At 61.5% G+C, this 13,546-nt stretch carries 14 protein-coding genes and 1 pseudogene; 2 read left to right on the top strand and 13 right to left on the bottom strand.

All coding sequences use genetic code 11. The features are described from left to right. Window positions 1-161 (bottom strand): annotated as a pseudogene (locus tag FB009_RS03300) (S-(hydroxymethyl)glutathione dehydrogenase); the annotation flags it as partial. A gap of 170 nt (window positions 162-331) precedes the next feature. Here FB009_RS03300 and FB009_RS03295 point away from each other — a divergent pair. After that, complete coding sequence (locus FB009_RS03295) at window positions 332-970, top strand: hypothetical protein (RefSeq protein ID WP_011969579.1); 639 nt, start codon at window positions 332-334, stop codon at window positions 968-970. Window positions 971-1,035: 65 nt separating this feature from the next. Here FB009_RS03295 and FB009_RS03290 read toward each other — a convergent pair whose 3' ends face one another. Beyond that, on the bottom strand, window positions 1,036-2,094 hold the full coding sequence (locus FB009_RS03290) for a quinoprotein relay system zinc metallohydrolase 2 (RefSeq protein ID WP_011969580.1): 1,059 nt from the start codon (window positions 2,092-2,094) through the stop codon (window positions 1,036-1,038). 152 nt (window positions 2,095-2,246) lie between these two features. Between FB009_RS03290 and FB009_RS03285 the strand changes: the two genes are divergently transcribed. Continuing rightward, window positions 2,247-3,059, top strand: coding sequence for a quinoprotein dehydrogenase-associated SoxYZ-like carrier (locus FB009_RS03285; protein WP_011969581.1), 813 nt, complete (start codon window positions 2,247-2,249; stop codon window positions 3,057-3,059). Window positions 3,060-3,151: 92 nt separating this feature from the next. On the opposite strand, the gene FB009_RS03280 is transcribed toward FB009_RS03285, so the two are convergent. The 11 genes from FB009_RS03280 to FB009_RS03225 all read right to left on the bottom strand — a co-directional run bounded on the left by FB009_RS03280 (window position 3,152) and on the right by FB009_RS03225 (window position 13,533). Then, window positions 3,152-3,505 carry a hypothetical protein gene (locus FB009_RS03280; RefSeq protein WP_011969582.1) on the bottom strand — a complete coding sequence of 118 codons (354 nt, stop codon included), beginning with the start codon at window positions 3,503-3,505 and terminating at the stop codon, window positions 3,152-3,154. Further along, complete coding sequence (locus FB009_RS03275) at window positions 3,502-4,194, bottom strand: hypothetical protein (protein WP_162305183.1); 693 nt, start codon at window positions 4,192-4,194, stop codon at window positions 3,502-3,504. The genes FB009_RS03280 and FB009_RS03275 overlap by 4 nt, the downstream gene beginning before the upstream one ends. Window positions 4,195-4,290: 96 nt before the next feature. After that, a complete protein-coding gene (locus tag FB009_RS03270; RefSeq protein WP_011969584.1) occupies window positions 4,291-6,534 on the bottom strand; it encodes a hybrid sensor histidine kinase/response regulator in 2,244 nt (747 codons plus the stop codon). After that, complete coding sequence (locus tag FB009_RS03265; RefSeq protein WP_011969585.1) at window positions 6,531-7,700, bottom strand: FIST signal transduction protein; 1,170 nt, start codon at window positions 7,698-7,700, stop codon at window positions 6,531-6,533. The genes FB009_RS03270 and FB009_RS03265 overlap by 4 nt, the downstream gene beginning before the upstream one ends. A 43-nt stretch (window positions 7,701-7,743) precedes the next feature. After that, window positions 7,744-8,433, bottom strand: a complete 690-nt coding sequence (locus FB009_RS03260) for a response regulator (protein WP_011969586.1) — start codon at window positions 8,431-8,433, stop codon at window positions 7,744-7,746. 239 nt (window positions 8,434-8,672) lie between these two features. Further along, a complete protein-coding gene (locus FB009_RS33065; protein ID WP_011969587.1) occupies window positions 8,673-8,882 on the bottom strand; it encodes a hypothetical protein in 210 nt (69 codons plus the stop codon). A gap of 342 nt (window positions 8,883-9,224) precedes the next feature. Continuing rightward, the gene (locus tag FB009_RS03245) at window positions 9,225-9,572 is read right to left on the bottom strand and encodes a MurR/RpiR family transcriptional regulator (RefSeq protein ID WP_011969588.1); all 348 of its coding nucleotides are present in this window, start codon (window positions 9,570-9,572) and stop codon (window positions 9,225-9,227) included. Then, window positions 9,569-10,189 (bottom strand): dual specificity protein phosphatase family protein, encoded by a 621-nt coding sequence (locus tag FB009_RS03240; RefSeq protein ID WP_011969589.1) that lies wholly within the window; start codon window positions 10,187-10,189, stop codon window positions 9,569-9,571. The genes FB009_RS03245 and FB009_RS03240 overlap by 4 nt, the downstream gene beginning before the upstream one ends. Window positions 10,190-10,245: 56 nt before the next feature. Further along, entirely contained in the window at window positions 10,246-11,130 is an 885-nt protein-coding gene (locus FB009_RS03235) for an inositol monophosphatase family protein (RefSeq protein WP_024312507.1), read from the bottom strand. Window positions 11,131-11,198: 68 nt separating this feature from the next. Beyond that, window positions 11,199-12,326, bottom strand: a complete 1,128-nt coding sequence (locus FB009_RS03230) for an ABC transporter substrate-binding protein (RefSeq protein WP_011969591.1) — start codon at window positions 12,324-12,326, stop codon at window positions 11,199-11,201. 82 nt (window positions 12,327-12,408) lie between these two features. Continuing rightward, the gene (locus FB009_RS03225) at window positions 12,409-13,533 is read right to left on the bottom strand and encodes an ABC transporter substrate-binding protein (protein WP_011969592.1); all 1,125 of its coding nucleotides are present in this window, start codon (window positions 13,531-13,533) and stop codon (window positions 12,409-12,411) included. Between the last annotated feature and the right edge of the window lie 13 nt (window positions 13,534-13,546).

Genomic DNA, 13,546 nt, shown 5'->3' with positions numbered 1-13,546 from the left:
CCTTCCGGATCCGCCCCCGAAAGCGTGAAGTCGTCGGTATGGCAGATGCCGGTCGCCTTCACCTCGACCAGAACCTCGCCGGCCCGCGGCCCTTCGAGCTCGACTTCAGTCACGACAAGGGGTTTTCCGGCCTCGACGGCCAGAGCAGCGCGAGTGCGCATGGATGCCTCCGGTACTACGTTATGTAAGCGGCCCTTGTGAGGCCTTGTACACAGATTACAGACGGGCCAAAGCACAAAGACAATTGCGACCTTAGTGTGCAAAACGCGACCTTTGGCTTCCCCCTCGGTCCCCCTATACTGAAACCCGTGAGAACACGGAGACATCAAGGATGAGAGTCGCCTGTCATGCGTTTGGTCCAATGCGCCGCCTGGCGTTTGGTTTGACGGTCGGTCTGGCGCTTGGCCTGACACAAGCCCCCGGCAATTCAGTTGCCATGGACTTTTCCGATCCGGACTGGCCCTGCATCCAGCGCAAGGTCGAGAAACTATCCGCGAGCCTGATGTGGCCAGCGCCTGTCACCACCGCTCCGCTCTCAGCCGAGGCAACCGAGCTCGTCGAAATGCTATCGCTTCGGCGGGTCAGCCTGGAAGAGGCCGATGCGCATGTCCGCGCCTTTGTGGAGCGGGCCAAGGTCGACGGCAATGTGCTCGGCAATGTTTTTTACGGCGTGTTCGAAAATATCGCCGAGACCCGACAGCGACTGATCACGGGGATAGGTCGCTACTCCCGGAGCCAGATCGCACTCTCATCCCGAATCGACAGTGCCCGCGTCGAAATGGCGAAGCTTTCGAAAGTGGAAAGTCCCGATTTCGACCGCATAGACAAGCTGGAGGAGCAGATCGACTGGGACGAGCGCATCTATCGCGATCGCTCGCAGGCGCTTACATATGTGTGCGAAACGCCGGTGCTTCTGGAAAAGCGCGCCTATGCCATTGCACAGATCCTGCTCAAGCATATGCCGGATTGACGTTTGAGCGCATTGGAAGTGTACATTGTACCCCCCACAAACGATTGCGCGTTTCTGACGCCGCGCTAAGGATCCCACTCCATTTCCGTATAGGCGGCCGTGGCGTTTTGCGGATTCAAGAGATCGAACAGGCTCCATCGGGCTGATTCGCTTTGGCCGACGGTCTCGCTCGCGTCTCCCAGCGCCAGGCCGTCGTCGAGCGCTTTCTTCGTGTCGGATTCCAGAACACGCAGATAGCGTTCGAGCGGCTCGGCTGCCTGCGGCCAGTCGAGCAGCGGGCCTCCATGCCCAGGCACGACTTTCCGCGCGCCGAGTCCCTTCATTTCGGAAAGGACTGCCAGCCAGCCGCGCAACGATCCGTCGAGGGCCGGCATGTGCGTGTCGAACAGCAGATCGCCGGCGAAAAGGATACCGGAAGTCGGGTCGTAGATCGTGAGGTCGGTAGAGGTGTGCGCCGTTGGCCAGGTGCGCAACTCCAGCACCCTGCCGCCGAGGTCGATCGCCTCCTGCTGCGCTGCCGTCCGATCCGGTGCGATTATACGGCTACCCAGGAACGCGGTCTCGCCGAGCCGCCGGGCATAGCTTGCCCGATAGTCCTCGACGCGGTCGGCCAGCGCACGCGGCAAATCGGCCTGGCCGAGCACCACCGCGCCGGCCTCGCGGAGTGCCTCGGCGCCGAAGACATGGTCCGGATGCATATGCGTCAGGATCAGATTACTGATCGGCAGGCGGCTTCGTTCCCGGATTGCCAGATAGATCTCTTCGCCCAATTTGCGCGCCCCGCCGGAGTCGATCACGGCAATGCTGCGCGACCCCACGACGAAACCGAAATTGGAAACGTCGCCGCCGTTTTCCGCATCCGGCTCCGCCACCCGGCCCCGATGCAGGAAAACCCCCGGGGCGGCCTCGCTGAAGGAGAGAACCGACTTGGGCCTCGGGGCACAGAATGGCGCCTTCTCGGCCCAATTGCCCGGCCGGCGCGTGACGGAGTGCAGCGCCTGCTCGCACCCCGCCTTCGTCTCCGCCCCAAAGCCGGGCAGCAGTGCCACGCGGCAGGTCTCGCGCGGCGGCGCGTCGGGAACGGCCGCAGCCAGAATGCACATGGTCACGAATGCTTCGAACACCTGAGGCCCCTGCGTTTTTCACAAAGTGGGCGATTTACAAGCTTGCGGCGGCCGGTCGCGCCAGACAACATATCCGAAAGGCTCGCTTCTGTTCCCTGGCATTTCTATGCTAAAGGATACATGCAGCCTTTCCAAAAAGGGGGCTTTGAACCATGAAGCTCATTCTCGCGCTTATTCCCGTCATGCTGACGGCAAATCTCGCACTTGCCGAGCCGGAGAAGCCGGACAACCCGCTTGCAGACGGTACGACCTGGCATGACTTGAAAGGCGACATCGTCGGAGAGGCGGCCATCCTCGACGGCACGGCCCTGTTCTCCGTCGCGGCGCCCTACCGTGCCAACGACGCCGCGACGGTGCCCATCACGATCGAGCAGACGGACGCGGCGGCGGGGCCGATCAAATCGCTCAAGCTGGTGATCGACGAGAATCCGGCGCCGGTTGCGGCGGAAATTCGCTTCGGCCCGACGATGGCACCGCTGAAATTCGAAACCCGCGTGCGCGTCAACCAGTACTCCAACATCCGTGCGATCGCCGAAACGCCACAGGGCATTTTCATGAATGGCCGCTTCGTCAAGGCATCCGGCGGCTGCTCGGCGCCCGCTACGAAGGATCCGGTCGCGGCTCTGAAGGGCATGGGAGAGATGCGGCTGAAGCTCTTCGGCGGCGAGGGTAAAGTACAAAAACCCCGCCGCGAGGCGCAGATCATGATCCGGCATCCGAACTATTCCGGTCTCCAGCGGGACCAGATCACTCAACTCTTCGTCGGTGCCAAGTTCATCTCCGAACTGGTGGTGAAGCAGGGAGATGAGCTTTTGTTCGCGCTCGACGGCGGGATATCGATCAGTGAAAATCCTGTGTTCCGCTTCAGCTATACCGACAATGGGGCCCCGGACTTCACGGTCCATGCGGTCGATACGGACGGCAATGTCTTCGACCGCGTCCTGCCGAAGACGCCACCCGCCTGACGGGTGGCCACATCAGACCGCTAAGTGCCCGGCCTTTTCTTGTCGCAATTTCGGACGGAAAAAACCGCTACGCACTTTTCCTGGAATTGCTTTTAGAAGCACAGCATCTCCGCCTCTGCCTGGGCGCGCCTCAGATCCGCGACCATGGTGCGCGGCACCACGGCCGACTTGAACATGGCAAGCTGTTCGCCGCTTCCCTGCTGGAGAGACAGGACCGTTTCGGCCTGAACATATTTGTCATAGGGCAGGATCGAGGCGATCACATCGATCGAGCATGCGCATTTGCTCAAGACTTCCCGGCTCTGCCCGTTGGCGGCCATGCAGCCGAACACATAATCGGCCCGGACCTCAGTGGGATAATCGTTCAGACGCTCCGACATGCTCTGCCCGCCTGCAGGGACTGCCGTCAACGCAATTGCAAGCGCCGACAAGGCGGCGCGCATCATGGCTGATCCTCCCCTGACGCATTCGACCCTGACGCTCTCAAGGTAATTGCGTGGGAATAGCCGGCCCCCGAGCTGTCGGCGGCCGAAGGAATAGTGGCCACCAGCGAAAAGTACCAGCCGGGAACATCTTCCGAAACGGTAACGGCGAGCGACAGATCGGCAACCCGCCCCATTTTTTCGCGCGCCTTGTCGTGTTCGAACGGCCGGATCGTCACCTCACGCGCCGCGATCTCGCGGTCATTATAGCGCAGCGTTACCGGCTCGATTTGCGCATCCCGCAGCAAAGCCTCCTTGATGCGATTGCGCATATAGAAGGGGCTGCCGCCCGACTGTGCCGCCAGATCGGAAAGCACGGTTTCGAGAAAATACATGATCAGCGGATTGCCGACCGAACGCGGATAATTGCCGAGCCCCCGAGACTGGCTCCCCTGATAGAGGGTCATCGAAACATTGTCGCCGGCCTGCACCTTCAGGCCGACTGCGAAGCGACCGCTCCTCTCACCTGAATCGACCCCGGACACGACCTTGTCGTAGACGAGGCTACCCTGGGGATCTCCGTTCCCGGCCTTTTCCGCCTCCAGCCCCTTCAGCGCCGCGGAATGGAAGAGAAGCTCGTAGGTCTCTGCAGCGGCTGCGGATCCGTGGGCTGGTCCAAGCAAGATTAGAGCGATCAGGAAAAAAATGCGCATCGCGGATCTACCGTCTGATATGAAGCTGCCGTTCAACGACACCGAGCCTAGCAGTGGCTCCGGCAATGTCATCGGAGACCTTTGTCTGTGTTTGCCTCACGCCACGCGGGCCCGGGTCTTCCAGTCGATCAACGCTCTGAGCCGCACCAGTTGCACAGGCTTGGTGAGCACGGCGAAGGACATTTCGGTACAGAGCTGCAGGAATTGCCGCTGCCGGTTGGCGGAAATGATGATAGCGGGGATTTCCGCTCCAGCGAGCGCCCGCAGCGTGCGGATGGTCTCTATGCCGTTATCGTCATCGTTCAACTGATAGTCGACGAGCAGAATGTCGGGCGCCGTGCCGATTTCCTGCATCAGCGCTGCCGCATCGGCAGTCGAGCCGGCCGCCAGAACGCTTGCTCCCCAGCTCTCCAGAACCTGCGTCATTGCGTGTAGCTCGTCGGCGTCGTTCTCGACGATCATGACGATCAGGTCGAGACTGCCCTCAAGCATCGGCTCCATTCTCGGCTCCTCGCTCACGCTGGCACGGCCCGGCGGCGCCAGCGGCACTTCGATCGAGAAGACGGAACCTCGGCCGGGCTGCGATGCCAGGCCTATGGGGTGACCGAGGTGCCGGCATGCCCGCTCGACGATCGACAGGCCAAGTCCCATGCCCGGACCTTTCGCAGCGCCACTGGCTCGGGTGAATTCCTTGAATATCCGCGCCCGGTCCTCCTCTGATATTCCGACACCCGTATCCCACACTTCTATTCGCACGGCATCGCCTTTCAGCCGGCAACCGACCAGCACACGCCCGCGCTCCGTATATTGGATGGCGTTGACGACCAGGTTCTGAACGCAACGCATCAGGTAGCGCTGGTCGCTGCTGACCCAGCGCGTCGACGGCACGATTCGAAGCTCGATCGCCCTTTCCGTCGCCAGGGGCGCCAGATCCTCGGCCACACCCTGCAGCAGGCTTCCGAGATTGAACGAAGTGACGTTGAACTCGGCGCCCGAACTGTCCAGACGGGAAATGTCGAGAAGCGCCTGCAGAAGCGATTCGATGGATGTGAAGGAACGCTTCAAACGGCTGACGACCTCCTCGACACCCGGCTGCCCCATCCTGTCGGTCAGCATCGACAGATAAAGCTTAGCCGCATTGATCGGCTGAAGGAGGTCGTGACTGGCCGCCGCCAGAAAACGCGTCTTGGATGTGTGGGCTGCTTCCGCAGCTTCCTTGGCGTGTCGAAGGGCGGCCTCGATTTTTGTCTGTTCGTCGGCGTGGATTTGCAGCAGGCGATTGGCCTCGGTCAGTTCGGCGGTACGCTCCTGTACGCGTTGCTCCAGAAGTGCGGAAGCTTCGGTCTCTGCCGTTACGTCCATTATAGAAACGATGAAGCCGTCGTCGGGCAGGGAATGGATGCGGATATCGAGGCCCATCCCGTCGCGCCGGCGGAAGCGCTCCTGAACGGCCTCGCCACGGCGCACCGCCTTGAACCAGCCGGATACCCTGGAGCGACGCCCCTCGCGATCGAGAATTTCGTGGCGCTCGACGTGTTCGACAATGCGCTGGAAAGGACTTCGCTTCTTTAGAAGCGAGAGCGGTACGCCGAGAAGCTCACCGAAGCGCTCGTTCCGAACCAGCAGTTCGCCTCTCGAGGAAAACGTGCAGATGCCGAGGGACATATGGTCGAAGGCCGCCTGCAGGAGATGAGACTGCTGGTCGATCAGACGGTTCTTCTCGCGCCGGTTCTCCCGTACGATGTCCGTGATTTCGGTCTGCAGGACCGTGATGTTGCCGGAACTGGTCTGCCGATAGGAAATCTGGAACCAGCGGTCGTTCCGCAGAACCATGACGAAGGATGAGAAGCGCTGCCCTGACCCCTGCTCCTTCGCGACCGGGTGCGGCCGCCCGGACACTCCGTTTTCGTCGCGGTTCAGATACTTGCTCGCATTGACTGCTGCCAGGTAGTCGTCGAAGCCAAGACCTGGCTTGATCAGCGGCTCGACATCGGGCAGCAATTGCCGGAACTGGGCATTGCAGGCCTGCAGCCGCTCTTCGGAGAAGAGAGCGAAGCCGTCCTCCATCGCCACCATGGCATCGGCGAGATTCCTCTGTATGCGCTCCTGCGTCTGGTAGGCCACCTCGAGCTCACTCGAAGCCCGGTCCAGCGTATCGAGCGCCTTTTCGAGATCCTTGGTCTTCTCCCAGACCTCCGCCTGGAGCGCGATAGCGGATTCAAAGAGAGAATAGGCAGTGCCGCCGACTTCGTGCCCGCGCTCTGCCCGGTTGACGAGGGCTTCGATGATCTTGGCCTGCTTGGCAATCTGGATCTCATAGGCCTCGTTCGGATCGATCATAGCGGCGCGCCCTCCTTTGGCCGGAAAAACGCGACGCCGACGAAGGTCTGATTCACGTGGACGCCGAGATGCTGCTCGCCATAGGTGTTGAAGCCGACGACGCGGTTCTGCCGCAATTGCTGGGAAACCTCGCTGTCCAGGCCCTTCCGCTCGATCTCGAGCTTGCGCAGATAGCAATCGAATCCCAGTATGAAGTCGGGCGCTTCGCCGTCATGGCCGTTGACCGCCAGCCCCGTCTCGAGCGTGCGGATGATCTCCTTGCCGCGACCCAGCCGCAGCAGGAGACCATCGTCTATCGCCGATAGGAAGGTGAGGCCATGCTCGCCGTGTATCTGCTGTATCGCCCGTACGTGATAGAGATTGCCGTTGCGCACCAGCACCGGGTTCTCCGCAAACACCATCGGTGACAACTCGTCGACCGGTACCTTGACGAGCCGGGCATATTCCTCCGCCGCCGGAGAGCCGTTGATTTCCAGAACCAGCCGTTCCTCCGGAACGGCGCGGGTCACCACCATGCGCTTGTCGGTCGGCTGGAAGTGGTCGAAGCCGAGGCCGCTGAACTCCAGGTCGGTTTCGAGCAGCAGGAGAAGCGCCGCATTGCTGTGAAATTCACCGTTGCGGAGTACCTGTGTGCGCTGGAACCGCAGCCCGTCGCCGGCCGAACCGCCGAAAACCGGGATATCCTTCAGCCCCGCCTCGAGCGCTGCCACCAGAACATCCTCCTGCTTGGACAGTCCGTCGGCAAAGATCAGCGCCAACCGCTTTCGGCCCGGCGTAACGCGGAACTGCGAGGCGAGCCGCTCCGTCTGCGACACGACATCGGCAATCGAAACCGGAGAAATCGGCTGGAACAGGATCGAGGCTACCCGAAAATGATGCCGTTGGAAGGCAACCGCCAGCAGGGCGTCGTTTTCATAGCCACGAGGCGTAATCTGGCCCGCCGTCGTGCAGCCGAAGACGACCGTGTTCGGCAACGACTTTCTAAGCGCCGCGGCGAGGTCGTCCGTTTGCAGCCTGTTCGGCACGAACAGAAAAATGAAACTTGGCCTTGCCGTGGCGAGCTGCCGCCTGATGTCGGCAAGGGCAGTGAACGCATCCTCGGCGCGTGATGTCGCAAGCCGCACCGCCTCCGCCGGTTTGCGCTCAAGATCATCGACAGCCGTCATGCATGGTCACCCTCCTACTCCGATCCCGCCATCCGGATACACTTCATTGAAGGCTGTGGCGGATCGATACTTCGCGGACCAGCATGGCCGCCTGGGTGCGGTTATGGACACCCAGCCGGCGCAGAAGCGCCGTGATATGCGCCTTGACGGTCGCCTCGGCAAGTTGCATCTCATAGGCGATCAGCTTGTTCGGCATGCCTTCGCAGATCAGACTCAGTATGCGGGTCTGCTGCTGCGACAGATGGGCGATCTTGCGTGAGATCGTCTCGGCCGACTGGTCCGCGGCAGTCGCGCGCGCCTGAACCGCATAGCCCGGCGGCACATAGGTCTTGCCGTTCCAGATATCCTGCATCGCCTCCTGAAAATTATGGCGATCGATGTCCTTGGGAATAAAGCCCGCGGCACCGGCGGCCATGACCGATTGAACGACGTCGTGCGACGTGAAGGCGGAGATCACAATGACCGGTATATCGGGCATCTTCTCCTTGATCTTCAGAAAGCCGCTCAGGCCCGAAGCGTCGGGCAGGTTGAGATCGAGCATGATCAGATCGGGCGAGAAGCGCAACCGCAACTGCTGCAGCGCTTCACTCAGCGACGTCGCCGTTCTGATCCGGCGTGTATTGAAGGTGCTTTCCATCGTCGCGGCCAGCGCATCGCAATAGAGCGGATGATCATCGATCACCAGGGCCGACTTTATCGAAAGCGAATGAACGGGCAAGGCTGTCCGTGGCATGGTTCTCCTCCCGAGACACTGCAAGCCGATGGAGCAGCATCGAGCCGCTCCAGATGCACCGGAAACATCTGTTCTCCCAAGGCATCTCTCCCAAGGCATCGTACTCTCCCCAGCACGATGCGAATCGTTGTTGCACAGTTTTCCACACCGGGCAATTCCGAGTTTTGACGATGCGACACCCGATCGTCGCCGCTGCGCTCCAGAGCCTCAAAGTCTGATGCTGGCGGGGGGCCGGACACTCAGACCGGCTGGGTCCCATCCGCAAGCCGGCAGCGCCATTTCTTGACGCGAAGGGCGGGGTGCTGCTCGGACCATTCGGCGATATACACCGCAGACTGAAACATGCATTGATTCAAGGATCTCAAGTCCTGAAATCGTAGCGTTTCCTCCCGGCACTTTTCGGGTGCCGATGCGAGGCATACGGTCAGTACGAGCGTTACCGGGTCCATGACTTTTCCCGTTTCGGATGAAGCTTACGCATGGGCTAATATAACCTCCAACGCGCGATGGCGCCAGCCGCCGGCAGCCGCCTTACATCACCGCCACCTCCGAGACGGTTCTCGAGGAAGGCATGATCTTCTCGATCGAGCCGGGGATCCCTCCCGGGCCGCTTCGGAATCCGTCTTGACGACATCGTGGTTCTTCGGCGCGACGGCCCGAAGTTTTCTCTTCGCTGCCCCGGACAGTTCACCTCGCCGACGGCTGACGGTCTCGTTCAACGCGTGTTGTCGAGAGGCCCGGCCCGCATCCGCGGCGCCGGCCTCTTTATTAAATCGGATGACGGGCATTCCCTATCGGCCTGCATTGGCCGCCTCTTTGAAATGTTCGCGAAACAGGTTCTTGAAGTCGCGGAACTTCCCGAACCCGAGATGACTTGCGAGACGCACAACCGTCGTTCTGGACACGCCGCACTTGCCCGCTATGGATGTTGCCGTGCTGAAGGCGATGAACTCGGGTTGATCGAGAACAGCGCGCATGACACGCTCGAGCTCCCCCGGGAATACGACTTCCCTCTTGGCGATCATCGACTTGAGCTCATACAGATTTGACGGAGGAGTTCGGCTTTCCCGCCGGGCCTGCGCCTTGCTACCGCCACCGTCCTTCGTGCCGGATGCGTGGCGCGGCGGCTGCGTCGTCATCGGACACCCTCGATCAGGCGGATCCAGTCCGCTGCACGGGCGGCGGCCTCGATCAGAACAGGTTTTGGCGCCTTGTACCACTCTGCGCGCGAAAGGCGGCGGTGTTCGCGGATATGCGCGATCGCCGCATCCAGGGTCGTGAACTGCGATGGGAGCGTCAGGTGCAGGAACAGTGCCATGACGATGACCGAGCGAGAGCGCCCTCCCCGACAGTTCACGAGTACGTTGCCCCGCTCCCGCCTCGGATAGGAGGGCTTCTCCGGCAATACCTGCTCCAGCGCCGCACGCAGGATGAAATAGGCCGCGACCATCTGCGTGTCCGGGTTGCCGGAACCGTCGATCAAGCCGATCTTGTAGTAACGGATTTCGCCCGGTCCATAGGCGCTGCCCTCGTGATCGGATACGAGGCCGGCCCGTCGCACATAGTTGAAGTCCAGGTTTACCGCACAGTTGACCACGGTGGTGACGCCATTCTGGCGCAGGAGCTCCAGATCGCTGGCACCTTCCTTGCCGCTGATGAAGAGATCGACTTGATAGAGCGGATGCTTCTCATAAATCAGGCTGAGCTTCGGGAGTTCGGCGGCGATCGATTGCGGGTCTGGGTCCAACTGCTGCATGTTTTTACTCCGGCGCAGACCTCAGGTCTCGCGCTGTGTCCGATTGGGAACGCTTGCTACTGCCCGGTCTTTGCAATCCGGGACGTCGAGATCGATCGGGCGACCCGCTCGAGCGTTGGATAATCCGCCCCCCGTCCTGTAGCGATATAGCCCGGACACATGAAATCCGGCCCATCGGCCGCGACTTTGCCGAGGGTAAGTGGTTCGTACCGCCCGCCGGCATTCTTCAGGATCAGCGTTGCGGCGGCAACGTCCCAGGCATTGACCCCGAAACCGGCCGCGGCGTCCGCCCATCCGGCCGCGACATGGGCGATGCTGAGGGCCGCACTGCCGGGCCGGCGCAGCGTCGAGAAGGTCTCCACCAATATCCCGAAATTGGCCAGCGCTGCCTCCCGGCCATCGACACGAAAATCGCGCGCCACCGGATAGCCGGTAATGAGAGTGGCGTGCTTTTCGTTATCGGCGGCACGCGACGCAAGCGCATTGCCGTTCAGTTCCGCACTTTCGAGGTCCGCCGAGAACATTAGGTCCGCCACCGGATCGTAGACGGCGCCGGCAAGCACGGCTCCCTCCCTCACGACCGCGACTGATACGCACCAGAAGGCAATTCCGCGCGCGAAGTTCGCCGTTCCGTCTATCGGATCGACATACCACTGAAACTCGCCGTCACCGGTCTGGCCGCCCTCCTCGCCCATGATCGCCGAGTTTGGTTCATGCTCGAGGATGTAGGCTCGAATGATCGCCTCCGCCCGCCTGTCGTGGACGGTGACGATATCGTGCAGGTCCGCCTTGTAGTCCACGGCCATTTCGGACCGGAACGCTTCGAGAAGAGGCATGCGAACCGCAAGGGCGGCCCCCCGCGCAATTTCCGCAAGTCGCCCTGAGAGGGCGGCGGAATCGGGATCGGCGATATGCGATCCGGAAGACGGCTTCGGCTGCATTGAATATCCAGTCTGTTGAAATCGGTCTGTCGGAGAAAGGCCGGCGCGGGGCCCCGCGCCGGCCTGAATCATTTGCTGTAATTGGTGCGCCAGAGGTCCTGCCACTCCTCACGACGGTCGAAGTCGCTGAGACCCGTCGCAGCGTCGTAGCCGAAGAGCCGGTCGGAAACGGCCATCAACCCGGATGGTTCGTCCGCGGGCATCCTGATGTCGGTATTGGTCGGCAACTTGCCGTCCTTCATCTGCGGCGCGATGCCTTCCTCGGTCAGGATATAGTGGATGAACAGCTTGGCGGCGTTCGGGCTTGAAGTCTTCGACGCGATCAGGCCCAGCTTGACATAGGTCCAGCCGACCCAGGGCTCGAGCTCCTTGCAGATGCCGAGCTTATAGCCTTTGGCTTCGTTGTCGCGGAATTTGGCCGAACTCAGGAGACCGAAGAACGGCTCCTTCTGGCCCGGCGCGCCGACGGCCTCGGCCACTGGATCGTCGCCGTCCGTCGCGAGCGGCGCGTTCTGCGCCATGGCCTTGACCCAGGCGGCGGACGCGCTCTTCTCCTCCGACCGCAATTCCTGGCCGAAATGCGCCTTGTAGGCGGCGGCAACCTTGTCATCGCCATGTGCCTCCATCTGGTTGAACCAGTCGGTGTAAGTGCTCTTCGTCAGCGGATCGACGAGCGCGACCTTGCCCCTCCACTGCGGCTCGGTCAGCTCCCAGATGTTGGAGACCGGACACTTGTCATAGGCTTCGGTATTATAGGCCCAGACGTTGGCATTGGTTGAAATCGCCAGCGGCTTCTGGAACTCCGGCGGTATTTTTGCGGCCATATCCTCCGGCAGATAGCTCTCGACGAACTCGTCCGGCAGAAGCTGCGCAAGCGCCGCCGGCGCATCGGTAATCAGGACCACGTCGCCCTGCACATTGTTCGCCTGCGCCTCCCGGATGATCATTTCCAGCTGGCTGTTCGCCGACACCTTCATGCCGGTCGCTTTCAGCCCGTATTTAGCGTTGAAATTCTCTGCCATCTCGACGATCTTGCCGGTGCTGTCATAGATGGTGATCGGTTTCTCGTTCTTTGCCGCCTCGATCAGACGGTTCAGATCAAACCCGCCCGCCGCAACAGCTTTTGCCCCGATTAGCCCGGCCATCAAACCGACCGTGGCGATGGTCGCCGGGCCCACTTTGCTGTTCCTCGACATCTTCGCTTCACTCCCAAGGAGCGCGACGGCAAAACTGCCATCGCCTCATTTCCGATCGGCCGTCTCCGAAATCCGGCCGGCCCTACTTCTGGTAGTTCACGCGCCAGAAATCCTGCCACGTCTCGCGCGCGTCCCAATCGTCGAGGCTCGTTGCCATGCTATAGGGCAGAAGCTGGTCGAGAACCGCCGCGATCCCGGAAGGCTCATCCTCAGGCAGAGCGACCTCCCTGTTGGTCGACATCTTGCCGTCGACCGCCTGGGGAGCGATCCCTTCCGCAGTCATGACATAGTGGATGAAGAGGCGAGCGGCGTTCGGGCTGTCCGTGCCCTTGGTGATCAGCCCGACCCCCGGATAGAGCCAGCCGACCCACGGCTTGAGGTCCTTGCACAGACCGAGCTTCATGCCCTTTTCCGCATTATCGCGAAACTTCGCGGAGCTCATCAGGCCCATGAAGGGCTCCGATTGGCCGGGCGCGCCGACCGCATCGGCGGCGGCCGCATCGGCATCGGTCAGGAGCGGCGCATTCGCGGCAAGCGCCTTGACCCAGGCCGCTGTCGCGCTGGTCTCCTCGGTCTGTAGCTCTTTGCCGTAGAGGTCCTTGTAGGCGGCAGCGAGTTTTTCGTCTCCGTGCTTCGCCATCTGGTTGAACCAATCGACATAGGATGCCTTGCCGAGCGGGTCCTGCATCGCAACCTTGCCCTTCCACTTGGGCTCGGTCAGCTGCCAGATATTCGTGACCGGGCATTTGTCGAAGAGTTCGGTGTTGTACGCCCAGACATTGGCGCTGGTGACGACCGTCAGGGGATCCTGGTGTTCCGCCGCTATGTTGCCGGCGAAATCCGGGGGCACCCAGCTCTCGGCGAACCCCTGCGGGATGAGCTGCGCCATTGCGGCGGGAGCATCGCTGATGATGGAGACGTCGCCCTGAATGTTGTTGGCCCGCGCCTCGCGGATGATCATCTCGAGCTGAGCCGATGCCTTGACTTTCGAGCCCTCCGCGCCGACGTCGTATTTGTCGGCGAAGTTCTTCGCCATCTCGACGATCTTGCCGGTGCTGTCGTAGACGGTGATCGGCTTTTCCTTGCGGGCCGCCTCAACGAGCGCATCCATATCGAAAGGCTCCTCGGCCCAAGCCCCGGAGCCAAGCACGCACAGCATCGCAGTCCCCAGAAAAAGGTATCTGCCGCTTCTCGCATTCCGTTTCATTTTGTTCCTCCCT

It is taken from the genome of Sinorhizobium medicae (assembly GCF_007827695.1).
GTDB classification, from domain to species: Bacteria; Pseudomonadota; Alphaproteobacteria; order Rhizobiales; family Rhizobiaceae; genus Sinorhizobium; species Sinorhizobium medicae.
Note: the sequence above shows the minus strand (reverse complement) of the source record. Positions and strands in the feature narration are given on the sequence as shown.

Excerpts from the sequence above, each read along its gene's own strand:
- FB009_RS03295 (WP_011969579.1), top strand. The coding sequence starts at position 332 with ATGAGAGTCGCCTGTCATGCGTTTGGTCCAATGCGCCGCCTGGCGTTT.
- FB009_RS03285 (WP_011969581.1), top strand. The coding sequence starts at position 2,247 with ATGAAGCTCATTCTCGCGCTTATTCCCGTCATGCTGACGGCAAATCTC.
- FB009_RS03280 (WP_011969582.1), bottom strand. The coding sequence starts at position 3,505 with ATGATGCGCGCCGCCTTGTCGGCGCTTGCAATTGCGTTGACGGCAGTC.
- FB009_RS03275 (WP_162305183.1), bottom strand. The coding sequence starts at position 4,194 with ATGCGCATTTTTTTCCTGATCGCTCTAATCTTGCTTGGACCAGCCCAC.
- FB009_RS03270 (WP_011969584.1), bottom strand. The coding sequence starts at position 6,534 with ATGATCGATCCGAACGAGGCCTATGAGATCCAGATTGCCAAGCAGGCC.
- FB009_RS03265 (WP_011969585.1), bottom strand. The coding sequence starts at position 7,700 with ATGACGGCTGTCGATGATCTTGAGCGCAAACCGGCGGAGGCGGTGCGG.
- FB009_RS03260 (WP_011969586.1), bottom strand. The coding sequence starts at position 8,433 with ATGCCACGGACAGCCTTGCCCGTTCATTCGCTTTCGATAAAGTCGGCC.
- FB009_RS33065 (WP_011969587.1), bottom strand. The coding sequence starts at position 8,882 with ATGGACCCGGTAACGCTCGTACTGACCGTATGCCTCGCATCGGCACCC.
- FB009_RS03245 (WP_011969588.1), bottom strand. The coding sequence starts at position 9,572 with ATGACGACGCAGCCGCCGCGCCACGCATCCGGCACGAAGGACGGTGGC.
- FB009_RS03240 (WP_011969589.1), bottom strand. The coding sequence starts at position 10,189 with ATGCAGCAGTTGGACCCAGACCCGCAATCGATCGCCGCCGAACTCCCG.
- FB009_RS03235 (WP_024312507.1), bottom strand. The coding sequence starts at position 11,130 with ATGCAGCCGAAGCCGTCTTCCGGATCGCATATCGCCGATCCCGATTCC.
- FB009_RS03230 (WP_011969591.1), bottom strand. The coding sequence starts at position 12,326 with ATGTCGAGGAACAGCAAAGTGGGCCCGGCGACCATCGCCACGGTCGGT.
- FB009_RS03225 (WP_011969592.1), bottom strand. The coding sequence starts at position 13,533 with ATGAAACGGAATGCGAGAAGCGGCAGATACCTTTTTCTGGGGACTGCG.